The 22,794-nt window shown below is 38.2% G+C and carries 25 protein-coding genes, 1 pseudogene and 1 riboswitch; of the genes and pseudogenes, 6 read left to right on the top strand and 20 right to left on the bottom strand.

Annotated features, from left to right (window positions below):
- Positions 1–131: 131 nt before the first annotated feature.
- Positions 132–704: pseudogene (locus tag M2139_RS09265) on the bottom strand (TMEM175 family protein); the annotation flags it as partial.
- Between the two features lie 294 nt (positions 705–998).
- Here M2139_RS09265 and M2139_RS09260 point away from each other — a divergent pair.
- The 3 genes from M2139_RS09260 to thiT all read left to right on the top strand — a co-directional run bounded on the left by M2139_RS09260 (position 999) and on the right by thiT (position 3,045).
- Entirely contained in the window at positions 999–1,202 is a 204-nt protein-coding gene (locus tag M2139_RS09260; RefSeq protein WP_280738492.1) for a hypothetical protein, read from the top strand.
- Positions 1,203–1,489: 287 nt separating this feature from the next.
- Positions 1,490–2,272, top strand: coding sequence for a hypothetical protein (locus tag M2139_RS09255; protein WP_280738493.1), 783 nt, complete (start codon positions 1,490–1,492; stop codon positions 2,270–2,272).
- Positions 2,273–2,312: 40 nt separating this feature from the next.
- A riboswitch (TPP riboswitch) is annotated at positions 2,313–2,412 on the top strand.
- Positions 2,413–2,460: 48 nt separating this feature from the next.
- Positions 2,461–3,045, top strand: a complete 585-nt coding sequence (gene thiT, locus M2139_RS09250; protein ID WP_280738494.1) for an energy-coupled thiamine transporter ThiT — start codon at positions 2,461–2,463, stop codon at positions 3,043–3,045.
- Positions 3,046–3,072: 27 nt separating this feature from the next.
- Here thiT and M2139_RS09245 read toward each other — a convergent pair whose 3' ends face one another.
- The 4 genes from M2139_RS09245 to purR all read right to left on the bottom strand — a co-directional run bounded on the left by M2139_RS09245 (position 3,073) and on the right by purR (position 7,470).
- Positions 3,073–3,711: an N-acetyltransferase gene (locus M2139_RS09245; RefSeq protein ID WP_280738495.1), complete on the bottom strand. Its 639-nt coding sequence runs from the start codon at positions 3,709–3,711 to the stop codon at positions 3,073–3,075.
- Between the two features lie 143 nt (positions 3,712–3,854).
- Complete coding sequence (locus tag M2139_RS09240) at positions 3,855–4,823, bottom strand: ribose-phosphate diphosphokinase (RefSeq protein WP_280738496.1); 969 nt, start codon at positions 4,821–4,823, stop codon at positions 3,855–3,857.
- Positions 4,824–5,083: 260 nt separating this feature from the next.
- Positions 5,084–6,460 (bottom strand): bifunctional UDP-N-acetylglucosamine diphosphorylase/glucosamine-1-phosphate N-acetyltransferase GlmU, encoded by a 1,377-nt coding sequence (glmU, locus tag M2139_RS09235; RefSeq protein ID WP_280738497.1) that lies wholly within the window; start codon positions 6,458–6,460, stop codon positions 5,084–5,086.
- A 188-nt stretch (positions 6,461–6,648) separates the two neighbouring features.
- Positions 6,649–7,470, bottom strand: coding sequence for a pur operon repressor (gene purR, locus M2139_RS09230; protein WP_280738498.1), 822 nt, complete (start codon positions 7,468–7,470; stop codon positions 6,649–6,651).
- Positions 7,471–7,740: 270 nt separating this feature from the next.
- Here purR and M2139_RS09225 point away from each other — a divergent pair, with 270 nt between their 5' ends.
- The gene (locus M2139_RS09225; RefSeq protein ID WP_280738499.1) at positions 7,741–9,591 is read left to right on the top strand and encodes a GHKL domain-containing protein; all 1,851 of its coding nucleotides are present in this window, start codon (positions 7,741–7,743) and stop codon (positions 9,589–9,591) included.
- Positions 9,592–9,721: 130 nt separating this feature from the next.
- Entirely contained in the window at positions 9,722–10,630 is a 909-nt protein-coding gene (locus M2139_RS09220; protein WP_280738500.1) for a type II CAAX endopeptidase family protein, read from the top strand.
- A gap of 68 nt (positions 10,631–10,698) precedes the next feature.
- On the opposite strand, the gene M2139_RS09215 is transcribed toward M2139_RS09220, so the two are convergent.
- The 8 genes from M2139_RS09215 to M2139_RS09180 form a co-directional block, all read right to left on the bottom strand.
- Positions 10,699–11,094: a DUF4809 family protein gene (locus tag M2139_RS09215; protein WP_280738501.1), complete on the bottom strand. Its 396-nt coding sequence runs from the start codon at positions 11,092–11,094 to the stop codon at positions 10,699–10,701.
- A 209-nt stretch (positions 11,095–11,303) separates the two neighbouring features.
- Entirely contained in the window at positions 11,304–11,882 is a 579-nt protein-coding gene (pgsA, locus tag M2139_RS09210; protein ID WP_280738502.1) for a CDP-diacylglycerol--glycerol-3-phosphate 3-phosphatidyltransferase, read from the bottom strand.
- A gap of 49 nt (positions 11,883–11,931) precedes the next feature.
- Positions 11,932–12,834 carry a helix-turn-helix domain-containing protein gene (locus M2139_RS09205; protein ID WP_280738503.1) on the bottom strand — a complete coding sequence of 301 codons (903 nt, stop codon included), beginning with the start codon at positions 12,832–12,834 and terminating at the stop codon, positions 11,932–11,934.
- Positions 12,835–13,453: 619 nt separating this feature from the next.
- Positions 13,454–13,696 carry a hypothetical protein gene (locus M2139_RS09200; RefSeq protein ID WP_280738504.1) on the bottom strand — a complete coding sequence of 81 codons (243 nt, stop codon included), beginning with the start codon at positions 13,694–13,696 and terminating at the stop codon, positions 13,454–13,456.
- A gap of 28 nt (positions 13,697–13,724) precedes the next feature.
- The gene (locus tag M2139_RS09195) at positions 13,725–13,955 is read right to left on the bottom strand and encodes a hypothetical protein (protein WP_280738505.1); all 231 of its coding nucleotides are present in this window, start codon (positions 13,953–13,955) and stop codon (positions 13,725–13,727) included.
- Entirely contained in the window at positions 13,956–14,552 is a 597-nt protein-coding gene (locus M2139_RS09190) for a TetR/AcrR family transcriptional regulator (protein ID WP_280738506.1), read from the bottom strand.
- A gap of 298 nt (positions 14,553–14,850) precedes the next feature.
- On the bottom strand, positions 14,851–16,143 hold the full coding sequence (locus M2139_RS09185) for a pitrilysin family protein (protein ID WP_280738507.1): 1,293 nt from the start codon (positions 16,141–16,143) through the stop codon (positions 14,851–14,853).
- Entirely contained in the window at positions 16,136–17,404 is a 1,269-nt protein-coding gene (locus M2139_RS09180; protein ID WP_280738508.1) for a pitrilysin family protein, read from the bottom strand. Before M2139_RS09180 ends, M2139_RS09185 begins: the two co-directional genes overlap by 8 nt.
- Before the next feature lie 280 nt (positions 17,405–17,684).
- On the opposite strand from M2139_RS09180, the gene mscL reads away from it, so the two are divergent.
- Positions 17,685–18,083, top strand: coding sequence for a large conductance mechanosensitive channel protein MscL (gene mscL / locus M2139_RS09175; RefSeq protein WP_280738509.1), 399 nt, complete (start codon positions 17,685–17,687; stop codon positions 18,081–18,083).
- Between the two features lie 39 nt (positions 18,084–18,122).
- On the opposite strand, the gene M2139_RS09170 is transcribed toward mscL, so the two are convergent.
- From M2139_RS09170 to epsC, 7 genes are all read right to left on the bottom strand, one after another.
- Entirely contained in the window at positions 18,123–18,575 is a 453-nt protein-coding gene (locus M2139_RS09170) for a GNAT family N-acetyltransferase (RefSeq protein WP_280738510.1), read from the bottom strand.
- 53 nt (positions 18,576–18,628) lie between these two features.
- Entirely contained in the window at positions 18,629–18,874 is a 246-nt protein-coding gene (locus M2139_RS09165; RefSeq protein WP_280738511.1) for a Veg family protein, read from the bottom strand.
- Between the two features lie 186 nt (positions 18,875–19,060).
- Entirely contained in the window at positions 19,061–19,591 is a 531-nt protein-coding gene (locus M2139_RS09160) for an NYN domain-containing protein (protein WP_280738512.1), read from the bottom strand.
- Positions 19,588–20,457, bottom strand: coding sequence for a 23S rRNA (guanosine(2251)-2'-O)-methyltransferase RlmB (rlmB, locus tag M2139_RS09155; RefSeq protein WP_280738513.1), 870 nt, complete (start codon positions 20,455–20,457; stop codon positions 19,588–19,590). Before rlmB ends, M2139_RS09160 begins: the two co-directional genes overlap by 4 nt.
- On the bottom strand, positions 20,444–20,845 hold the full coding sequence (locus M2139_RS09150) for a Mini-ribonuclease 3 (RefSeq protein WP_280738514.1): 402 nt from the start codon (positions 20,843–20,845) through the stop codon (positions 20,444–20,446). Before M2139_RS09150 ends, rlmB begins: the two co-directional genes overlap by 14 nt.
- On the bottom strand, positions 20,842–22,254 hold the full coding sequence (cysS, locus tag M2139_RS09145; protein ID WP_280738515.1) for a cysteine--tRNA ligase: 1,413 nt from the start codon (positions 22,252–22,254) through the stop codon (positions 20,842–20,844). The genes M2139_RS09150 and cysS overlap by 4 nt, the downstream gene beginning before the upstream one ends.
- A gap of 24 nt (positions 22,255–22,278) precedes the next feature.
- Positions 22,279–22,791 (bottom strand): serine O-acetyltransferase EpsC, encoded by a 513-nt coding sequence (epsC, locus tag M2139_RS09140; protein ID WP_280738516.1) that lies wholly within the window; start codon positions 22,789–22,791, stop codon positions 22,279–22,281.
- Positions 22,792–22,794 lie beyond the last annotated feature (3 nt).

Genomic DNA, 22,794 nt, shown 5'->3' with positions numbered 1-22,794 from the left:
AGCACAGAAAGCTGCATAATAGTTAATTTGAAAACAACAAAAAACGGAGTAGATTTCTCTACTCCGAAAAAGTCTAACTTTTTGGGGTCACTACAAAGTTTTAACGCCTTAACTAAGTGGGTTTTTTTATATTTATAATGTGCTTCAATTCGTCTGTCGGGCACTAGCCACAACAATAGAATCAAGACATTTACCATTAAAACAATTGGCGGGAAAATTAAATAACCTAGCAACAAACCTACTAAATTAGCGCCTAGGGAAAAATAAATTTTGTAATAATTCGTAAATAACTGGGCGATTGGCGAATCTTCCCCGTTGCCGCGAATCAATTCTCGCGCCAATAAGTAATAGGCTAAATCTGCAAAGAAAATCACAAAACCATAAACGGCTTGCGGCGGCCATTTATATAAATGGTCTCCCACCCAAGCTGTTGCAAAAGGAAATAAAGACAAAGTAAAAATGAAAAAATTATTCGCCCATAAAATCCGGCCATCAATCCGATGCACCAGCTGTAATAAATGATGATGATTGTTCCAATAAATCGCCAGAGAAACAAAACTCACTACATAGATTAACAACTTATGTTCCATGCCTAAAAAAGCTTGCCATGTCGGCTTCTGCGGACTCCTTAACTCTAACACTAACAACGTCATCACAATCGCAATAATCGCATCCGTAAAAGCTTCCATTCGATTTTTGGTCATCATTTATCACCTCACAACTTAAGTCTACGTTCTTTTTATAAAAAACTCGAATCATTTGCACTAAAAAAATTATTTTCAAACACTCAACCATAAGTCGAAGAGATAAATCAGCCTTAAGTCTGAAGTCAGTCGTTACTTTTATTGTTATAGTAGTAACATAGAAAACAAGAGATGAACTGGATGTCAGTTCGACTTACTAAGGAAGCAAGCTAGTCGAATGATATACGTAGAGAAAATCAAACTAATTTTTCCCAGAAAAATAAATACCTTAATATGAACGAGGAGGATATAAAAATGAATACAAAATTTACTTTAGGAAATATTTTCAAAATTGCTTTACTGTTAATTGTCGGTGGAATTGTTTTAAGCACGGTGCTAGGAGTCGTTAGCGGTTTGTTATGGCTGGTGATTCGTTTAGCTTTACCACTGGCTATCTTGATTTGGATTGTGCGGATGTTTACAGAACCTCGCAACCGCCGCAATCGTCGTCACTATTAATTCGTTTTTCCAATATTTCCACTCCTAAATATAAAGAAACAGCCAGGACGCCCCCCTATAAGCTTCTGGCTGTTTTGCCGCCGCCAAAAGAAAGCGTTTTATCTAATTTTCTCTAAAAAAGCCACTTGCCCTTGTATTAATAACATCACAGAAATATAACAATTTGTAATCTAATTTTAAAAGAAAAGAAACGAGTCTTTTTCGTCATAAAGGAGTACAATAATTACTAAGAGTAATATTCTAAAAGCAAAAGTTTGCGTTGGAATAATTTTAAGGGGGAAGCATTTTTGGCAGACAAGATTTTTGTCCATATTGACACGACTAGTAATACCGTTTTATCACGCGGTTTATTAATGAATGATTTTGCGAATATGCTACCACAACCCCCTGAAAATTTACTGTTTCTTGACCCTAATTCACCTTATGGGGAACATAATCACCATACTGGGTTGAAATTTTTACGGGGAACCGAAGCGGTGGAAAATTATTTCTTGCAAGCCCCTCGCAGAAAACTATCCCAAGAGATTAAATGGTTAGACTTTGCGGATGCCCACATGTTGAAAGAATTAACGCCGATTGAAATTTCTGAGTTATTATATTTCGGCCATATGCGGACCCATTTGCACTCACCATTTTTCTATAAATTACAAAATAAATTTGTTTACTTTGAATTTAAAGAAGATTACGCACGAGTTTATTATCGCTATTTAGATGCTTTTTACCAATTACTGGCGAAAAAAGTTTCCTCACTCGTTGAAGATAAATTTAACGAAAAACGAACTTTCTTCCAACGTAGTCGTAGTGTTGCTGAAATGGATTTCACAATTTTACGAGCGTTACGGCCACTCTTCCAAGAAGGAATTTATTTACATCAAGCGCAAGCGGTGCTTTCTAACAACGAATATCGCCTGCCGGTTTATGTAGTAGATGACCGCTTTTGGCATCGAGAAGAAACTCATTTAACTGAAGAATTTCATGTAGCTGACATTATTTATCATAATCGTATGAAAACTTGGCGGATTGAATTTAACGATGACGAACTTTTTTTATCCAATAATCAAGCCAATTAATCAGAAATATGTTATACTTTTTCTATAAAAACTTAATATCAATGTTGCAAAGGGGAGCCATTTAGGCTGAGATTGAGTTTACTCTAAACCCTCGTACCTGTTTCGGTTATTCGAGCGTAGGAATTGTATGACATCACACGGCTAATTCTGCCCTCTTCTTTGCACGCAATCAAAGGAGAGGTTTTTTTATGTCTAAAAAAATGGATTTGCACGTTTGGGTTGAAGGTACACTGGTGGCAGCGTTAGCGATGGCTTTATCGTTTATCCCGCTACAGTCGGTAAATGCTAGCTTAGACCTTTCACTAGGGTTAGTTCCTTTAATATTATATTCTTATCGTCGGGGCTTATTACCTGGCTTAACAGCTGGCTTTATTTGGGGCTTGTTAAATATTGTCAGTGGTAGTGCCCTAAAAAATTTCATATCCGTTCCGCAAATTATTTTTGAATATCCTTTCGCTTTTGCTTTTGGTGGCGCGGGCGGTGCTTTTGCTAGCAAAGTTCAGCAAGCTATCACTAAGCAAAATCAGAAAAAATCACTGTTTTATGTAACGCTTGGTTGCATTATCGCAGTCATCGCTCGCTGGTTTTGGCATTATTGGGCCGGGGTTTTTGTTTGGGGTATGTATGCGCCAGCCGGGATGAGCCCTTATTGGTATTCTTTCGTGTTTAACGGCGGTAGTGCTTTAATGAATATTATTTACACAGTGATTGTTTTAGGAATTTTAACCCAGATTGCCCCTCGCTTATTTGTAGTCAATCAAAAAATAAACTAGCGAAGTTACCTTCGCTAGTTTTTCTTTTTATAAAAATTTAGTAACTGTTTCTGCAAATTTTTGTTGCGAAGTGGTAACTTTTCGTTCTTTTTCAGGGAATTGTTGATCAAAAGCTGCTACCGCCGCTTCATCCACTTGGAAAACTTGACTTTCAAAGGCTTTACCACTAATGCCTTTTAACGCTTCAGGATAGACTTCCAACGCCAAATGAGCATAAGGATAATTTCCTTCCGGGTCGCTAATTCCAAATTCTTTTCCGGGGCGGAAACCAAATTGTTGATAATATTCGGGATAACCATAAATGATAATTCCCCGATAGCCTAATTCTCGCGCGGTTGCTTGGGCTTTTTTAATTAAAGCACCACCGATACCTTGCCCTTGATATTCTGGCAAAACCCCCAGCGGACCAAAAGTCAGCATTTCATGGCGTTCACCATTCTCCGCTAACACAAATGATTTACTAAAAAAGATACTCCCTACAATTTTGCCCGCAATTTCTGCCACAAAAGTCAACTCTGGCACAAAATCTGGTGATTCCCGCAACACATGGGCCAAATAATGTTCGTCGCTTCCTTGTTGAAAAACATTCCAAAAAGCCTCGCGGGTCATTTCTTCCACAGCAAAATAATCGGCTGCCACTTCATTTCTGATGGTTAAAGATTCCATAGTTTTCTCCTTCTCTTAATTTTCATAGCTAATAAATTTTAGGTTACAATCTCCAGCTGATTGTAGCCTGAAAGTTTGCAAATAGCAAATATAAAAGCTGCTGTTACTGATGTTTTCACCAGTAATAGCAGCTTTAGTGTCATTTATTTTTGTGTTTCAAAAAGTGGGCTGACTGGTTTGTTTTCGTGAATTCGTTTAATGGCATCGCCGATTAATTCCCCAACACTCACTTCGTCAATTTTTTCGATTTTGCGATCTTCAGGTAAGTTGATTGAATCAGTTACCACTAAGCGTTCAATCGCTGAATCTTCAATTCTTTCCAATGCAGGTCCTGAAAGAACAGGATGCGTACAAGAAGCGTAAACACTCTTCGCACCAGCTTCTTTTAAAGCGTTAGCGGCAAGGGTAATGGTTCCAGCCGTATCAATCATATCGTCAATTAACACACAAATTTTACCTTCAACTTGACCGATAATATTCATAACTTCAGCCACGTTGGCTTTCGGACGACGTTTGTCAATAATCGCAATTGGCGCTTTTAAGTATTCAGCCAATTTACGGGCACGGGTTACACCGCCGTGGTCTGGTGAAACGACAACAACATCATCACCGATAATGCCTTTATCAATAAAATAATTAGCAATTAGTGGAGCACCCATTAAATGATCAACTGGAATATCAAAGAAGCCTTGAATTTGGGCAGCATGTAAATCTAATGTTAACATTCTTGTTGCCCCAGCTTTTTCAATCATGTTAGCGACTAATTTAGCTGTGATTGGCTCGCGCGCACGAGCTTTACGATCTTGTCGGGCATAACCGTAATAAGGCATCACGACATTGATTGTTTTTGCACTGGCACGTTTTAAAGCATCAATCATGATTAACAATTCCATCAAGTTGTCGTTGACAGGGCTGCTTGTTGATTGAACCACATAAACATGAGCACCACGAATACTTTCTTCAATATTAACTTGGATTTCACCATCGCTAAATTGCGCAACTGATGATTTACCTAATTCCACACCTACTGCTGCTGCGATTTTTTCAGCTAGCGGGCGATTAGAATTCAAGGCGAAAATTTTCAACCTTGGATCAAAATAATGTTTCGACATGGGGACCTCCACTTTCTGTTCATAAGGCTTAATTTTTTTGTACATCTAAATACTAGTCATTTTTATACAAGAAATCAAGGGGCTAACCGGAATTAATTCGGATAAATGGGAAAAAATTTAGAATAACGCTTTCTGAAAAAAGGAATTGTTCGGAATTTCGGAAGTTTTGCAGAAAACCGCCCTTCTTCTTCAACGGAAAAAGACTACAAAAAGCAATCAAAGAACTAGTCAAACTAGCCGCTTCGATTGCTTCTTAATGATTAATCTTCAAAATAAGGAATTTTTTTATTGTAGCCCTCTTTATTTACTTGGCGCGCTCGTCCAATTGCCATGGCGTTATCAGGAACGTCTTCGGTAATTGTTGAACCGGCGGCCGTAACGGCTTTTTCACCAATGGTAACTGGTGCAATTAGATTGGTGCCTGAGCCGATAAAGCTGTGGTCGCCAATGACGGTTTGATGTTTATTTTTACCATCATAATTAACAAAAATAGTGCCGCAACCGACATTAATGTCAGTGCCTAAAGTTGCATCGCCAACATAGCTTAAATGCCCCACCTTAGTATTTTCGCCAATCGTTGCTTTTTTAATTTCAACAAAATTGCCAATATGAGCGCCTTCACCAATCGCCGCTTCTGGTCGCAAATGAGTAAAAGGTCCGATATCAGCGCCCTTGCTGATTTTAGCTTCTTCAATAACGGAATGATAAATTTTTACTTGGTCGCCAATTTGGCTGTCGCTAATTTCAGAATGGGTGCCAATTAAGCAGTCTTCGCCAATGACCGTCTGACCTTTTATGTTTACCCCAGCTTCAATAATTGTGTCTGAACCGATTACGACGCCAGCATCAATATAAGTCGTTTGCGGGTCAATCAAAGTTACCCCGTTTAGCATATGGTTTTGGTTGATACGTTGGCGCATAAGTTCGTTGGCTTCGGCTAAAGCGATTCTGTCATTAACCCCTAATGATTCCTGAAAATCAGCCGTTTGATAAGCCGCAATTGCATCGCCCGCATTTTTCAAAATTTCAATAATATCGGTTAAATAATATTCCCCTTGGGCATTATTAGTGCCGATTTTTTCTAAAGCTTCAAAAAGTTTTTGGTTATCAAAGCAATAAGTCCCCGTGTTAATTTCTTGAACGCGGGCTTCTTGTTCCGTCGCATCTTTTTGTTCAACAATCCGTTCAACAATTCCTACTCGGTCACGAATAATTCGGCCGTAACCCGCGGGATTTTCTGCATGCGCCGTTAAAATTGTCGCACTAGCATTTTTTCCTTGATGATATTCAAATAAATTATCTAAGGTTTGCGCGGTTAATAAAGGCGTATCGCCACTAATCACCAACGTCGTCCCTGGTTTTCCTTGTAAAAACTCCGCCGCTTGCATCACAGCATGACCAGTTCCTAATTGTTCCGCCTGCAAAGCGTATTGACTGCGTTCGCCTAATTGCGATTGCACAGCTTCCGCGCCGTGACCGACGATTGTCACGATTTCTGTCGGTTGAATTTCAATCACGCGATTAATAATATGTTCCACCATCGGCTTACCTGCCACTTGATGTAAAACTTTATATAACTTGGACTTCATGCGCGTCCCTTTACCAGCGGCTAAAATAATAGCATAGCGATTTTCCAAAATAGTTCACGCCCCTCTTTAAACTTTTCTCTGTCTGCTTTAGTTTAGCTTAGGGCAAGTAGAATTTCAACCTTTTCATTTATGAAATGGTATAGTTGAAAATTTGCTGATACTTCTTCTGCTAAATATCTAGCTGCGGTGGCTTAGTCTGTACAAAAAAAGCCCCGCTTGCGCGAGGCTTCTGCCAATTATTCTTTATCAAAATAGTTGCCGGGGACAACGGTAATATTTTTGGTAGCGGTATCGACATCTTCTACGAATAATAAAGAAGTATAGTCATCGACAGCCCGCACCCCGTGGAATTTTGATTCAGCGAAAACAGTAATGCCAACTAAAGTTGCTTCAAATTCTTCAATCAAGCTCTTCATACCGTTAACCGTGCCGCCGCCTTTCATGAAGTCATCCACTACTAACACTCGTGACCCCCGCTTCAAGCTACGTTTTGATAGTTCCATCTTTTCAATACGTTCAGAGGAACCGGAAACATAGTTAACGCTAACGGTTGAACCTTCAGTAATTTTTGAATCTCGTCGCACAATTACAAAGGGAACATTTAAATAGTAAGAAACCGCTTGAGCGATTGGTACACCTTTAGTGGCAACAGTCATCACTGCATCGACTTTATCCCCTAAATATTTCGTGGCGATAATGCGACCCACTTGCCGTAACATTTGTGGCTCTCCTAATAAATCTGATAAATAGACATAGCCTCCTGGAAGTAAGCGATCTTGCTCTGACAAACGATCCGCCAAAGAGGTAATATATGCTTTTGCTTCTTCAGCTGAAATTGCTGGGACAAAACAAACCCCACCAGCTGCACCAGGAAAAGTTTCTAAAGTGCCCGTTCCTCGCTTTGCAAAAGTTTTTTTAATAATCGCCAAATCCTCACTAATTGAAGATTTTGCAGATTCATAGCGCTTTGAGAAAAAAGTTAAAGAAATCAATTCATGGGGATGATCCAATAAGTAATGGGTCATATCAATTAAACGTTCACTACGTCTTACTTTCACTACACACTGCTCCTTTTAATTTTATTTAGTACCTATTATAAAGTTTTAAGGAAAAAATATCGAGTATTTTCTGCATTTTTTCGAAAATAGTTCGGCATTTATTTCTGATGTTGCTTAAAATCAGCAAAATTTTTCGTTTTTCTAAGATTTCATTTCAAGTTGAATGTCAAAAAAAGGGAAATTAATGCAATTTAAGCGAAAAATTTTGGGGAAAGCTATGCTACAATGTAGTGGAAGACAATTATTTTGTTGTTGGAGAGGGGGAATTTTATGGCTAATTTATTTGCAAATCCATATTTCTCAACGGCTTTTAATTCATTTGTGATTTCATTGTTTTTTGGTATTTCTTTGATAGGAATTACCGTCAATCTGATTGACAGGAAGATTCATTGGAAACATCTCACGCCAGGTTTTATGCTCTATTTAGTTTTACAAGTAGGCTCTAATTTCTTATATTTTATTCCTAAATTTTATGAGTTTGTCCTGGCTTATCCTTTTTTGTGGGAATGTATTAATTGGCAATTCCAACTTATAATTTTTAGTTTTATTTATTCCTTAGGTAATCATCAATTTTGGAAAACCTTAGCCGCAGCAGGAATTAGCTTGTTTCTTACTACCAATACTTATGCGATTTTAAAAGGGCTTGTTGATACGTTTTTTAATTTTAATGCTGATCCACTTTTTTATTTATTTACTATGTATGCTTGGGTTTTATTTGTTGGATTATTATTAATGAAAATGCTTCGGCTCTTTAATTTTTCTGAGGCCTTTACTATCTTTTTTACAACAAAACGCAGAACTATTATTACTGCGACTATCAGTTTTTTCTTTTGGTTTATTTACAAATGCCTTTTTATATATTTTCCAATTTTCAATATTGACATACTTGCCAGTATCCTAATCGGTTATTTGCTCTCTTTAATTTTGATGATTATCGCCGTAGCAGCCACATTTGCTGAAAATAACCGGCAGCAAATGGAGTTGCAAAACACCTTAGCTAAACAACAAGATTTGCACTTACAAACGATTGATCATTTTCAAAAAGAAGTGCGGATGATTCGTCACGACTTTAAAAATTTAGTCACTAGCTTTTTCTTGAATGCGGAAGATGCGGAAACTGATTCTCTAACCAGCTATTTTGAAAGCTCAGTTGATAAATTAAATCATGTAACTATCGTTGAAAATGCCGTTGCACTCCAAGAAAAATATCACTATCAATCTTTTTTCAGAAATATTTTTAAAAAGGAAAATCGTAAACAGACGTTTTCGCATTTTGCTAAAAACAAGCTGGAACTTTTTATGGCGATTGTAGTGATTGGTCTGTTAGGCGGGGTTGCTTTACTTTACAGCACAGCTGCTGGTGCGGGTTTAAACTTAGTGATTGCGGCTTTCAATCTGCTGTTGCTAATCCTATTTTTATTCACTACCTATATCGTTTTAGCTAGCTCTTATCAAAAAACGCAGATGCAAGAAAACCTGAATTTTTCACAAACTCATTATTTGCAAATGGTAGGAGAAGCCACGACCGCCATTGAAGATTTAAAAGCCAACCAGCTAACTTTATTGAAGGAATTAACCAATAAAGCTCACAACAAGCAACCTGAAGAAATGCAAGATTTTCTGACTGAATTTGAAGCATCTTTCCAATTTAAAATCAATGATAATATGAAAACTTTAACGGACTTACATCAGTTGCAAATACCAGCTGTCAAAAATTTACTGCTAACCAAGTGTAGTCAAATGATGACAGAAGGAATTCAATTTAAGTTGGAGATTCTCAATCCTTTCACCACTTGCGGGATTTCTAGGATTGATTTTGTGCGGGCATTGGGGATTTTAATTGATAATGCTATGGAGGAAGTCAGAAATAAAGCTGATGGCAAAGTAACGATTATCTTATTAGAAGAAAGTAAAGCCATTTATGTTAATATTTGCAATACCTTACATTCCGACACTGTTAATTTAGATGAAATTCAAAAATACGGCGTTTCTAGCAAGGGGGATAATCGCGGCATCGGCCTAGCCAGTTACCGCAAAACCTTAGCGCCTTACAAAAATGTTTTAATGAACACCAAAATTGAAGCAGGTTTATTTACCCAAGAAATTATTATTGAAAAATAAATTTGAAAAGCTCAGGCACATTGCCTTGAGCTTTTCCTTTTTCGCTAAATCATCAAAAAAATTGATAATTCACTATATTTTCGCTACTATAAGAAAAGAAATAACCTATCAAAATAGAGGAGTTGAAAAAATGAACAAAAACAAAGAAGCACATAAAGCCTATAACTTACTAGGTTGGATGTTTGTAGCTTTTACCGTATTAGCCCTTTTATTATTACCACAAATTTTTTATTTAATCTTGAATCAAATTGCGCCAAAAATCGCTAATGATGCATCTTTCGCAATGCTGCTGACCTATGTCAGAATGTATATTTTTGCACTGCCCTTATCCCTATTAATTATCAGAAAACTGCCGGATAAAACATCGTCAGCTAAAGAAACCAGTTTCAGCATCAAACAACTGGTACCACTATATTTAATTGCCGCTGGTATCACTACTTTCTTAAATCTGTTAGCCGTAATCTTTGAAGCCATAATTGGTAAAAATGCTTCAGCAACTACCGCTAGTTTAGCAGAATCAAATGTTCCACAGTGGATTTTTTTCCTTTGCGGTGTCATTATTGCTCCGATTATGGAGGAAGTTCTGTTTCGTTGGATTCCTTATAAAAAGTTATCCGGTTATGGTGAAAAAACTTATATTGTTTGGAGCAGTATCTTTTTCGGCTTATTCCACATGAATCTGGCGCAAAGTTTATATGCAACTGCCCTAGGTTTCATTTTTGCTACCATCACTTGTAGAACTGGCACGATTAAATATAATGTCATTTTGCATATGACGATTAATTTCCTAGGTGGCGTGGGCATTGGCTCCATTATCGTACGCTCAAACAGTCAAATCGCCTTAATCATCTACGGTCTTTTCAATTGGGGTATTGCCATTGCCGGCATTGTTGTATTGATTCTTTTCTTGCGACGCAAAAAAGAAGTTTTTCTAACTAAAGATAGCGGCAACTTTGACCACAAGGCGCTATTTAATATCCCTAGCATTCTTTTTTATGCTTTTACAATCATCATGATTATTTGGAGCTATTTCATCTAAACGACAACTATCAAAAAAGACGATTCCAACTTCATCGCTGGAATCGTCTTTTATTTTTCAAATTAAGCTTACATCTCAAATTCCACCGCTGCAATATCAAACATCGCCGGTAAAATTTGATTGGTGAAAGCAAAAACTTCGGCTTCACTTAAAATTTGTGGAGGTACTACAATTTTTTGACCATTTTTTTCATAAGTGGTTCCTTGAAATTCTTCTTTAACAGTCACTTCGGCACCATCTTTTTGGAAAATCAGATAATCGCCACCTAATAAATCCATTTCCATTTCTTGGCGCCAGCCGTGTTTCAAAGCAATGCCTTGAACAAAAGCGGCAACCGTCATTTCATCAATTAGTAGTTGATAATCGGCAAAATGCAAAGTATAAACGGTGCATTTTGAAATACCGCAAGAATTACAGCCACCTTCTGTTAAATCAACCGTTGTTGAAATCAATACTTTTTCCATCAAATGACACCTCATTTTAAAATTGCGGAGAAACCCGCAGAAATTGCTTTTGTTTTAGCTTGAACGAGCTCGTTCAGCTTTTTCTATGATCTAGCTGCGAGAGTTTGCACCGCTCGGCAAAGTGAAAATAAAATTCGTGGTATAAATCACCGCTATAATTTGATTTTGCACTTTGCTCGGGTGCAGTACAACTCTCTCCGCTTTTCTGTTTACATAGATCCTTTAAAGACATCGCGGTTTTTTATGAAGTAGTCTACGCCTGAATAAATAGTGCAAGCTAGGCAAATGTATAGCATAATTAAATCTAATGGTACGCCGATAGCGCTGAAAGGTACGTTGTTAATGAATAGCAAGATAATCGCTATCATTTGTGTGGCGGTTTTAACTTTACCTGGCCACGCAGCCGCCATGACTTCGCCGCCTTCCACTAACAATAAGCGTAAACCTGTTACGGCTAACTCGCGACAAACGATAATTGCCACTACCCAACCGGGAACTTTTCCTTGTTCTACTAATAAAATAAAAGCGGTCATCACTAACATTTTATCAGCTAACGGATCAGCGAATTTGCCGAAATTAGTTACTAAATTGTTGGCGCGAGCGATTTTTCCATCTAACCAGTCAGTAATGCTGGCTACTGCAAAAACAATTGCTGCGACTAACTGAGTTACGGGTACAGCGGTTCCAGCGATTTCTAGGTTACCCCAACTCCAATTGCCAATCACAATGATAATAAAAAGTGGGATCATACAAATCCGTAAAACCGTTAATTTATTTGGTAAATTCATTCATTTATTCCTGCTTTCTTTATGCTTGCTCTTTTAACTGCAAAATAGCTTATTGATAATTCAATTTCAACACAATTGTCCGTTGAATATCATCAGTTTGATTAGGATTCAAATCTAACTGCGTACCGTTTAACACCAAAGTGCTATTGTTGGAAGCCCCTAAAGTAACGACCACTTCCGCCGTGCCGGCTGGGATTTCAAAATCTTCTTTTTCCCCAGTTGCTAAAGTATGTTGGTAAACATAGGCGTTGTCAATTTGAACGCCTACCCAAGCTTGCGCATTGGTACCCTCAAAAGTTAAAACTGCTGGTTGCGTAACCGTATTTGCCGTCATATTAATCATGCCATCTGTTTCTCCGTCAAAAGAAAGGACCATCTCAGTAGGTGCCGATGATTCTTCGGTAGTAGAAGATTCCACGATTTCCGAGCTGACTGGCTCGCTGCTACTTTCAGCCGTGCTAGAACTTTCAATTAAGCTACTAGAGCTTTCTTTACTAACTAAGGCGGCTGGTGGATCAATAATCGGCTCCGCCCGCCATTCCTCATACATCATAATCCCGACAATAGTTAAAATTCCTAAAGCACCGACACCTAACAAAATAATCGGCAAGCTACGCCAAAAAAATTGTAACGGCGTCTCTTCCTCGGGTTCTTCATGAACTTCTTTTCTAGTAATCGGGTTTAAAGTTGGTGGTGGATCAAATTTAACCGGTTCAGCGTGGCGGCTGTTGAATAAATCAACTAGCTCATCGCCGTCTTCCCCCACCACTTCGGCAATCTGCCGAATAAACGCCCGCACATAAAAAGTGCCCGGCAGCTCATCAAATTTATCCATTTCAATGGCTTCTAAATATCTTTTTTGAATCTTAGTTTGTTGTTGCAAATCATCTATGGTTAATTTTCTATTTAAACGTGCTTGTCGCAGTCGATTTCCTACATTCGTTTTCGCCACAATAATCTTCCTCCGCGTTCATTTTACGGTATTGAATTTTTGCAGAAATTCAGTTTTGTCCTCTCTTATCTGCCCGCTGGCTTACAGGACTGATTTTCTTACAAAAAGTCAGTCTTTTCTTTTGCGATTTTATCTATTTAGTAATTCTTTTTTCTCAAATTAACAGAGAAAAAAATCATCAACGTTTTATTTGTAATTTTCAAGTTTAGATAGTTATTTTCATTCTAATCGATTTTGCTAGTTTAAGCCAACAAAAACCACCCTTCCACAGTTGGGAAAGGCGTGTTTTTGTACTGCAGCTCAACATATTAATTTTTTAGAAGTTACAAATTCTTTCGACCTCTTTAGCATACCACAAAAGCAAGCAACTGGGGATAGCAAATAGCAATCTCTTAAGAGGAATTTTATATTTTTTTACAGATTTTTGGAAAAATGCTAAAAAAGCCAGCCCTCTTGCGTAAAATTTGTGAAAAATACGCAAAAAAAGAAAGCAAACAATTAAGTTTAGATTATCCCTCTCTTAACCTGCTTAGCAAAGACTAGCAGACTCGATTTGCGATAATAAAAGCTGATATTGCTTACTTTCTTGTATTTAATTTGGGTAGCCACCGAAATAATTTCAGTGCCAATCGTCCCCATCTAAATAAGCTTGCATTGCGACAGAGCTCGCTAAGCCAACCACACCTAAAAAGACAAGGGTTTTGCTTGAGATAATAATTCCACCAGCAGTCAAGCCAGCCCCCACAAGACAATTCGTGGCTGCACTAATTTGTAAATCCCGCTTAGTTGGTCGGGGAATCCGAATTTTCACACCCAAATCCTCAGCCAAAGCTTCAACTAACGTTGCAGATTGATTAATCATAAGTTTCCCTCCGATTCATTTTATTTTGTTAAATAAAGCTTAAAATTAATTGAGCACCTGAACTGACAACCATCAGGACACCGAAAACGCCTAAAACCCACTGAAAAGTTTGACGATTAACATTTTTCTCCGCAATAAAACCGATAAAAATGAAAACTAAGCCGACGATTAGCGCCGCTGTCCAGCCGACACGTAAAAAAGGTGCAAAATCTCTTGTTAAACCAGCAATAATGCTGATAATTTCTTGAAAAATATTCATTTAATTTTCCTCCTCAAAAACTGCTTCAATTGTATTTTCTAGTAAAAAATCAAAAATCTCAAAATGATCGTAAACCATATTTTCTGCAAAACTAACCGTATAAAGTAAGCTTCCAAATGCAGCAAAAGCTTTTTCTTTTGAAACCAACAGCTTCATTTGCACGGTCGCTACCGTATATTCTAAAAACTCTAAGGCGCTGTCTTTAAATTCTTCCTGTTTACCTTCAGACACGCGATTCATCAAAGCAATAAAGTCTGGATTAGCAAAATCATAGAGAAATGGCCGCTCGTAATATTCCCGATACAACCAATTCATGGCGTTTTTGAAACCAGCTTTATTTCGCTGACTATCAATCATTTCTTTCCAGCGTTGCCGCAACCGCTCTTGGACTTGAATAAAGGTTTGATAAAACAACTCTTCCTTCGAATCAAAAAGCAAATAAAATGAACCTGTTGCAATCCCAATGTTTTTAGTTAATTCCCCAATTGTCGTTTTGCGATAACCAACTTTTCCCCAGCTTTTTTCACAAGCAACACAAAGCTTTTTCCTTAAACGTTCAATTTCTTCTTCACTAAACCCCTTCGGACCTCTAACCATTTAATCACCTTCTTTTTTATTATGAACAAAGATATCTTTTTGTTCATAATAAAGTTTATATACTTCTTTGTCAAGCCCTTCACAAAAAAAGCCAGCTGCTTAAGCTGACTTTTGTGATTATCTAGTAAGATTTTTGCATTTTGCTCGAGAGTTGAACGAGCTCAACTTCGCTTTTTTGTAATCTAGCTGCGTGACTTTGCACCACTCGGTAAAGTGAAGAAGAAATTCGTGGCAAAAAACGCCACTATAATTTATTCTTGCACTTTACTCGGGTGCAGAACAAGTCACTCCGCTTTTTTTAATCATTAGGTAAAATCGTAAAGCGGCTGAAAACGCCTTGGTCGATAAAGGTTTCAGCGACTTTAAGGATATCGCTAAATTCGATTTCTTGAATAATTGTTGGCATATCAAACAAAGTGATACTGTCAAATAAGTTTTGGGTAAACTGATTGGCGATATACTCTAAAGAATTTAAGGCTTGGAAATATTTCCCTAACATTTTTTTCTTCAATAAATCAAGATTTTCGACGGTTAAACCAGCATCTGTTTGATAGTTTTTGATAATTTTTTCAAGAGCGCTTAGTAATTCTGCGGGTTTATCGGTATCGCTACTGAAATCAGCGAAGTGGAAGCCGCGGTCTAAATTGAACTCAAAACCAAAACTGTCATCAATCAAGCCTTGATTATACAATTCCAAATAATTACTAGAAGTATTTCCTATTAGTAATTGCAATAACAAACTAACAGCTGTTCTATATTTCAATAAAGCTTTTCCTTCTTGCGGTAAAGTATCCAGACCTTTTAAACCAAGAACGGCTTTTGGACGGGTAACAGCTAGCTGCAATTGACTTTCGGCAATCACATCAGCCGCCGTTTCAGTTGGAAATTGGCGCTGAATCGCTGGTGCTTCCGCAAATTCCTTGCTGGCTTGGTTTTCTTTGATTAATGCCATTAGTGCTTCTGGCTCAAAATTACCAACGACAAACAAAGTCATGTTGCTCGGATGATAAAAAGTCCGATAGCAAGTATATAAATCTTCGGCGGTAATTTCGGCAATGCTGTCAATCGTGCCAGCAATATCAATATGCAAAGGATGTTTCGGATACATATTTTGCAAAATCCCGAAAAATAAACGCCAACTAGGATCATCTTCATACATTTGAATTTCTTGACCGATAATGCCTTTTTCTTTTTCCACGGTTTCTTCGGTAAAATACGGACTTTGTACAAAATCCAAAAGCGTGGTTAAATTTTCGGCTAAAAGATCAGTGGTTGAAAATAAATAACTGGTCTTGGTGAAACTAGTAAAGGCATTAGCTGACGCCCCTTGTTGCCCGAACTTTTGAAAAACATCGCCGTCTTCTTTTTCAAACATCTTATGCTCTAAAAAGTGGGCAATTCCGTCTGGCACTTTCACAAAATCTTTTTCCCCTAAAGGCACAAATTGATTGTCGATTGAACCGTAATCGGTACTAAACAAGCCATAAATTTTATGATAGTCATTTTTTGGTAATAAAAAGACTTTTAAGCCATTAGCTAAGGTTTCTTCATATAAAACTTCATTGATTTGTTGATAATATTGTTTACGCATGTCCACCCATCCCATCTAAAAAGAAAATTCCTTGCAAATGAATATTTTTGGCGATTTTTTGAACATCTGCCACGGTCACTTTCTCTAATTCTGCCAACCATTTTTCATCGCTCATGACGGTTTTGGGTAACCAAGCATTGAGATAGGCGGTTTCAATCGCTGATTGGGCATTATCTAAAGAGAGCAAATATTGGTTTCTTAACATCGCTTTGGTTTGCGCCAACTCTAATTCGCTAATTTCCCCATGACGCAGACTTTCTAATTGTTCATCAATTAGTTTCAACACCCGTTGGCGATTTTTACTTTCAATCCCCGTCTGCACGCTTAAATATCCTCTAAAAGTATCGACGCTGCTAGAAGCATAATAGGCTAAACTGGCTTTTTCCCGCACATTCATAAATAATTTTGAATGAGGAAAGCCACCAAATAAACCATTAAAAACCATCAAGGCAAAACGCTGCGCTTCACCATAATAAACCTCGGTACTATAGGCCAAGTTTAATTTCCCTTGCATGACTGGCTCTTGGACTTGCCGTTCTTTTACGATATTGGTAGTTGCTTGATGATAAAAAACTTCTGGTCGTAAAATTTCCCGATTGCTAAAAGGTAAAGTTGCCATTAACTCAGCGATTTCAGCAGTATTTACGTCCCCTACCACAAAAATATCCACTTGATCTTCCGCCAACATTTTTTGATAGTAAGCCGCTAAATCAGCCGCGGTTAAATCAACTAAGTCTTCAATCCGTCCGACGCTAGGAATTTTTTGATTTTCATCTTCTGAAAAATAAAGTTCTTGCAACGCCAAAGAAGCATAGGTTTGTTTATCTTCTTTTAAGCTTTCCAAATAACTCTTTAAATTTTCTTTTTCCAAATCAAAAGTTTGCTGCTCCCAACTGCCGGCTTGCAAATTAGGATAAAAAAGAATTTCTTTCAAAAAAGCAACAGCTTCTGGTAAAAGCTGGGGATCGTTGACATATTTACTGTTAACTAAGTGTAAATTAGCATTGACCCAATGCCAATTGCCTTTGCGACCCACACCTAAGCCGAAATTAGCTCCATATAATTCTGCTAACTGACTGCTTAATTTTTTTTGATCGGGATAGTGTAAACTGTTGGTTTCCATCAAGCTGGTTAGCAACGCTCGTTTGGTAATTGTCGCCTTATCTAAGCGATTCGTAAAGCGGATAAAAAAACGAATCGTTTTATATTTTTGCGTTTCGATAACATGGAGGTTCACTCCCTGTGCCAATTGTATACTCATTAAAATCTGCCTCACATTCTCAGTGTTTTAGATAACCGTTCTTTTTTTCTCCAAGTTCATTCAGCCACTACAACTGGCTTTTCTCCTTAAAATAGAACATCTTTGATTAATTATAGCACAGGCTTCAGGATTTGCGACGACTCTTGCTACGAAAACTATTTTTCTGAAAAAATTAGTGATTTTTACAGAAATATCAACATTTAAAAGGAACAAATCACTTCATTTTTTTGATTATCTCCGTTATACTAGGTATTTAGATAACAAGTTGGAGGGATTTATTATGATGAAAGAATTTAAAGAGTTTATTATGAAAGGCGACGTTCTTGATTTAGCCGTTGGGGTTGTCATTGGTGGTGCCTTTACAGCAATTGTTGGGAAAATTGTAGATGGTTTGATTACACCGTTAATCGGTTTGATTGTTTCGCTAATTACTGGGGCAAAAGATTTAGAAAGTAGTTTAGGCGTTTTGGATTTCACTACGAATGGCGTTACTTTTAAATTTGGTGATGTGATTGGTGCGATTATTACCTTTATCATTACTGGTTTTGTCTTATTTATCGTTGTTAAAGCTGCTAACAAAGCCCGTAACACAAACAAAAAGCCGGTTGAAGAAGTCGTTGCTGAACCAACTGCTGAAGAATATTTAAAAGAAATTCGCGATTTATTAAAAGAAAAATAAACTTTACTACAAAAAAATCCTACCAAAGACTATCCATAACTAGTCTTTGATAGGATTTTTTACCAACTGCATTTTAATATGGGGAATATCATCTTCTAAAAAAACTTCTGAAATTGCCACAAAACCTAATTTTTCATAAAAAGCTTGCAAATAAACTTGGCCGTTTAACAATACCGCTTCATCAGGAAATTTCGCGGCGGCGATTGCTAGCGTTTCTTCCATTAGCTGTTCCGCTAAACCTTGGCGGCGATATTTTTCGGCAACTAACACTCGCCCGATATAAATGCCATCAGCGCCTTGATACAGGCGATTATAAGCCATGATTTCACCATTTTCGTCTTGATAATAATGATGGTACGCACGCAAATCAATTTCATCCACTTCTTGATAAGGACAATTTTGCTCCACCACAAAAACTGCGATTCGCTCTTTAACAATCTGATACCATTCCACCGTGGTCATCTCTAAAAAACTTTTGAGAACTTTTTCCATTTGGCACCTCCTAATTTATTTTACAAAAAAAGAACAGGTTTCCCTGTTCTTGCTTATACTGCTTCAGTTAGAAACTCAATCTCTACTGTGCGAGTTAGAATATCAGAATAACTGTAAGAAACTCTTTCGAAAGAATTTTCTTCAGGATCTAAATCTACTACAAAAACAGAAGGATAAGTTTCTGTTAAAATACCTTTACGTTCTGTTTGACGTTTTCTACCGGTCTGCGCCACTAACATAATTTGGCTGCCGATACGAGACTCTAAATCTTCTTTAATTGTAGCTAAAGTTGTTGGCATTTACTTCACCTCATTCAACATTATAGCACATTTTTAGAAAAAATTATACATTCTATCATAAAGTTTTCCAAAAAACAATTTATTTTCATTGGAAATAATCAAAAAGTTTTCAAGCATTAACCTTTTTATTGATTTAGCAATGCTGATAACTCAAAAAAGTGAGTTATCTCTATCAAATCAACCCCACTATTCCTTCTCATCCATCATCGCTTGCAATTTATCAGCTAATTTACTTAACTGTTGTTCATCCCAAGGGGAATTGCGGCGATAATTGTCAAAGTGGCGGTCTGTTACATCTTTTTGAATATAATCTTCAGTCTTTAAAATCGCTTTGTATAGCTCATTAGCAGAAGTCCGCAAAGCGCCTTTAGAGAAAACCACCCACTGTTCCGCTAAATCGCTAGTGGCAACGGTAACTTGCGTGGTTAAGCTGTTGTATTCCCCGGTAATTCGCTCAATATAACTATCGGCCGTTTCATCTTCTTTGGTAAAAACCACTGACAGCTGATATTTCCGATAGTTTTGCTGAATCCCTGGGACTAATTGAGCGTCAAAAACTACGATAATTTCCAGCCCTTCGTATTTGGCATAATTGGATAAACGATGCAATAAGGCATCACGGGCATCTTCTAACAGCTCTTTTTTCTTTAACTGCACCAGCTCTGGCCAAGCGCCAATCATATTATAGCCGTCCACAATCAGCAGTTGCTTTTTCATGAAGAATCGCCACCTCGTTGATAAAAGGCTTCATACATTAACAAACTAGCCGCCACGCTGGCGTTTAAACTTTGCACATGGCCAGTCATGGGAATTGTTAGCATTTCATCAACTTCTTTTTTCAGACCTTGGCTCATGCCTTTGCCTTCATTACCGATAATTAAAGCAATCGGCCCTTGTGCGTTCCATTTACGATAATCGGTACCTTGCATATCGGTGCCAAAAATCCAAAAACCGGCACTTTTCAATTCCGTTACCGCTTGATTTAAATTCGTAACGCGGGCAATCGGCACGTATTCCACCGCCCCGGTTGAAGCTTTCGTAACTACCGGCGTAATGCCCACCGCCCGATGTTTCGGAATAATTACCCCCGCCACGCCACTGGCATCGGCGGTTCGTAAAATCGAACCAAAGTTATGGGGGTCTTCTAAACTGTCTAAAATCAAGAAGAACGGTGGTTTTTCAGCATTTTGGGTTTGCTCTAACAGCTCCGCTAATTCTAAATAGCGATAAGGTGTCGTGGCTAAAACTACTCCTTGGTGAACCCCTTGATTGCTCCACTGCTCTAATTTAGCTTTAGGCACCCATTTTACCGGCACCGCTTGTTCTTTCGCTAATTGTTTTAAAAGCTCAACTTTATCCCCGTGCAAATCTTCTTGAATAAACAGTTTGTTACCTTTACCTTGTTTTAAAGCTTCAATTGTTGCGTGATGACCAAAAGCAAAATTTTCCGCTAAGAAAGCTTCTTCTTCCGGTGTTACCACTTTACTTTTTTCTTTTCTGGCAAATTTTTGATTGGTTGGCTTATCATTTTTTTGATAAGGGCGTTTCTTTTTTTGTTGAAACTGCTTTTTATTGTCTGCCATTGGCATTCCCTACTTTCTCAATACACCATTCAACTAACTCTTCTAAACGCTGGTCTTGCTTGGTTAAGTGTAAAAATCCCATTAAAGCTTCAAAGCCAGTTGCAATCCGATAAGTCGTTACGTCGGCATTTTTAGCAGTCGTATGGCTTTTGGCATTGCGGCCCCGTTTATAAAACAAGGCTTCTTCTTCGGTTAACAGTTCTTCGGCTAATAAGTCCTGCATCAAAGCCGCTTGCGCTTTGGCGGAAACATAGTGAGTGGCTTGTTTGTGCAAGCGATTCGGCTGAGTATAACCTTCTGACACCAAATAATCACGAATATAAATTTCGTAAATGGCATCTCCTACATAGGCTAATGCTAAGCCATTTAATTGTCGATAATCTCTCATGCTTCTCTTCTCCACCGCACCCCTTGAGGTGTATCTTCTAAAATAATCCCTTGCGCTTTCAATTCATCACGAATTTCATCACTGCGGGCAAAATTTTTGTCTTTACGGGCTTGATTACGTTCTTCAATCAAGCCTTCGATATCTGCATCTAACAATTCGGCTTCTTTAAAATAAATACCGAATACTTCTAACAACGTCGCTAACAACTCTCTACCAGCGGTTAAAACTGCCACTGACGCTTCCGCGGTTTCTCCGTAAGTATTCAACCATTTCGCTAACTCATAAACTACAGTGATACCGTTAGCAGTATTAAAATCATCATCCATTTCTTTTTCAAAACGGGCTTTTAAGGCAGCTAAAGTTTGCAAATGCTCTTGGTCGCCAGGATTTTCTGCTACCGCACTAGTCATGCGGAAATTGGCATTTTCATAAGCCGTTTGCAGTTTTTGTAAATTAACAACCGCTTCTTGCAAAGTTGTTTCGCTATAACGAATTGGCCGACGATATTGGGTAGTCGCCATAAAGAAACGCAAAACTTGCGGGTTCACTTTTTGAATCATTTCATGAGCGGTTACGAAATTCCCTAGAGATTTACTCATTTTTTCATCTTGTTCCCCAATCGTTACATAACCGTTGTGCATCCAATAATTGGCAAAAGGATGCCCGGTTTTCGCTTCGCTTTGGGCGATTTCATTTTCATGGTGGGGAAACTCTAAATCTTGCCCACCCCCATGAATATCAATGGTATCGCCTAATAATTTCGTCGCCATTACTGAACACTCAATATGCCAACCTGGACGTCCGGCGCCCCACGGTGAATCCCATGAAATTTCATCGCCTTTAGCCGCTTTCCACAAAGCAAAATCTAAAGGGTCTTTCTTTAATTGTTGCTCCTCACCAGTTCGTTGACTGGCGCCCACTTCCAATTCATCAATGGATTGGTCGCTTAATTTACCATAATCCTTAAACTTGCGGGTTTGATAATAAACGTCGCCACCGGAAGCATAGGCAAAACCTTTTTCAATTAAAACTTGAATGAACGCAATGATATCGGGAATATGCTCCATTACACGGGGATTAGCCGTCGCTGGTTTTACCGCCAGCGCTTGCGTATCTTCTTTAAAAGCCGCGATAAAACGCTCCGCTACTTCTGGTGCGGTCATTCCTAGCTCTTTGGCAGCCCGAATAATTTTATCATCCACATCAGTGAAATTGGAAACATAATCCACTTGATAGCCGCGATACTCAAAATAGCGACGAATCGTATCAAAAGCCACGGTACTTCTGGCGTTACCGATATGAATATAATTGTAAACGGTGGGACCACAAACATAGATTTTCACTTTGCCGGCTTCAAGGGGTTGAAAAACTTCTTTACTGCGGGTTAAGGTATTATAAATTTGAATCATACTTGCTTGCTCCTTTTCCTTCTCTTAAATATGATTAACAATTTTTGCGGGGATGCCGACTACGGTTACGCCAGGGGGAACGTCTTTTAAAACGACGGCGCTGGCACCAACTTTTGCCCGTTCACCAATTGTAATTGGCCCTAAAATTTGAGCGTGGGCTGAAATTAAAGCCCCTCTTTTTACTGTCGGGTGGCGTTTCCCGCAATCTTTTCCTGTGCCTCCAAGGGTAACACCGTGAAAAATCACAACGCCGGTTTCAATTTCGGCGGTTTCTCCAATCACAATGCCACTGCCATGATCAATAAAAACTCCCGGATCAATTTTTGCACCTGGATGAATTTCGATGCCCGTTAAAAAACGCCAAAACTGAGCGTGAATTTTTGCTAATAAAAATAAATGATGGCGATATAAAAAATGTGAAATCCGGTGAAAAAATAAAGCATGCAAACCTGGATAAGTTAAAATAATCTCCAGTGAACTGCGGGCAGCAGGATCATTTTTTTTCGTAACTTCGATGCTCTGCTTTAACCACCCCATAAT

Origin of the sequence: Enterococcus sp. PF1-24, assembly GCF_029893325.1 — a bacterium.
Classification (GTDB): domain Bacteria; phylum Bacillota; class Bacilli; order Lactobacillales; family Enterococcaceae; genus HY326.
The sequence above is the reverse complement of the archived record's forward strand: the minus strand, read 5'-3'. Positions and strand labels throughout refer to the sequence as shown.

Coding starts and splice junctions, on each gene's coding strand:
- M2139_RS09160 (WP_280738512.1), bottom strand. CDS start 19,591: ATGAAAAAGCAACTGCTGATTGTGGACGGCTATAATATGATTGGCGCT.
- M2139_RS09200 (WP_280738504.1), bottom strand. CDS start 13,696: ATGATTAATCAATCTGCAACGTTAGTTGAAGCTTTGGCTGAGGATTTG.
- M2139_RS09180 (WP_280738508.1), bottom strand. CDS start 17,404: ATGAGTATACAATTGGCACAGGGAGTGAACCTCCATGTTATCGAAACG.
- M2139_RS09245 (WP_280738495.1), bottom strand. CDS start 3,711: ATGGAATCTTTAACCATCAGAAATGAAGTGGCAGCCGATTATTTTGCT.
- cysS (WP_280738515.1), bottom strand. CDS start 22,254: ATGATTCAAATTTATAATACCTTAACCCGCAGTAAAGAAGTTTTTCAA.
- thiT (WP_280738494.1), top strand. CDS start 2,461: ATGTCTAAAAAAATGGATTTGCACGTTTGGGTTGAAGGTACACTGGTG.
- M2139_RS09165 (WP_280738511.1), bottom strand. CDS start 18,874: ATGCCAACAACTTTAGCTACAATTAAAGAAGATTTAGAGTCTCGTATC.
- M2139_RS09195 (WP_280738505.1), bottom strand. CDS start 13,955: ATGAATATTTTTCAAGAAATTATCAGCATTATTGCTGGTTTAACAAGA.
- M2139_RS09240 (WP_280738496.1), bottom strand. CDS start 4,823: ATGTCGAAACATTATTTTGATCCAAGGTTGAAAATTTTCGCCTTGAAT.
- M2139_RS09190 (WP_280738506.1), bottom strand. CDS start 14,552: ATGGTTAGAGGTCCGAAGGGGTTTAGTGAAGAAGAAATTGAACGTTTA.
- M2139_RS09215 (WP_280738501.1), bottom strand. CDS start 11,094: ATGGAAAAAGTATTGATTTCAACAACGGTTGATTTAACAGAAGGTGGC.
- pgsA (WP_280738502.1), bottom strand. CDS start 11,882: ATGAATTTACCAAATAAATTAACGGTTTTACGGATTTGTATGATCCCA.
- mscL (WP_280738509.1), top strand. CDS start 17,685: ATGATGAAAGAATTTAAAGAGTTTATTATGAAAGGCGACGTTCTTGAT.
- M2139_RS09220 (WP_280738500.1), top strand. CDS start 9,722: ATGAACAAAAACAAAGAAGCACATAAAGCCTATAACTTACTAGGTTGG.
- rlmB (WP_280738513.1), bottom strand. CDS start 20,457: ATGGCAGACAATAAAAAGCAGTTTCAACAAAAAAAGAAACGCCCTTAT.
- M2139_RS09225 (WP_280738499.1), top strand. CDS start 7,741: ATGGCTAATTTATTTGCAAATCCATATTTCTCAACGGCTTTTAATTCA.
- M2139_RS09260 (WP_280738492.1), top strand. CDS start 999: ATGAATACAAAATTTACTTTAGGAAATATTTTCAAAATTGCTTTACTG.
- M2139_RS09185 (WP_280738507.1), bottom strand. CDS start 16,143: ATGCGTAAACAATATTATCAACAAATCAATGAAGTTTTATATGAAGAA.
- M2139_RS09170 (WP_280738510.1), bottom strand. CDS start 18,575: ATGGAAAAAGTTCTCAAAAGTTTTTTAGAGATGACCACGGTGGAATGG.
- M2139_RS09150 (WP_280738514.1), bottom strand. CDS start 20,845: ATGAGAGATTATCGACAATTAAATGGCTTAGCATTAGCCTATGTAGGA.
- epsC (WP_280738516.1), bottom strand. CDS start 22,791: ATGGGGTGGTTAAAGCAGAGCATCGAAGTTACGAAAAAAAATGATCCT.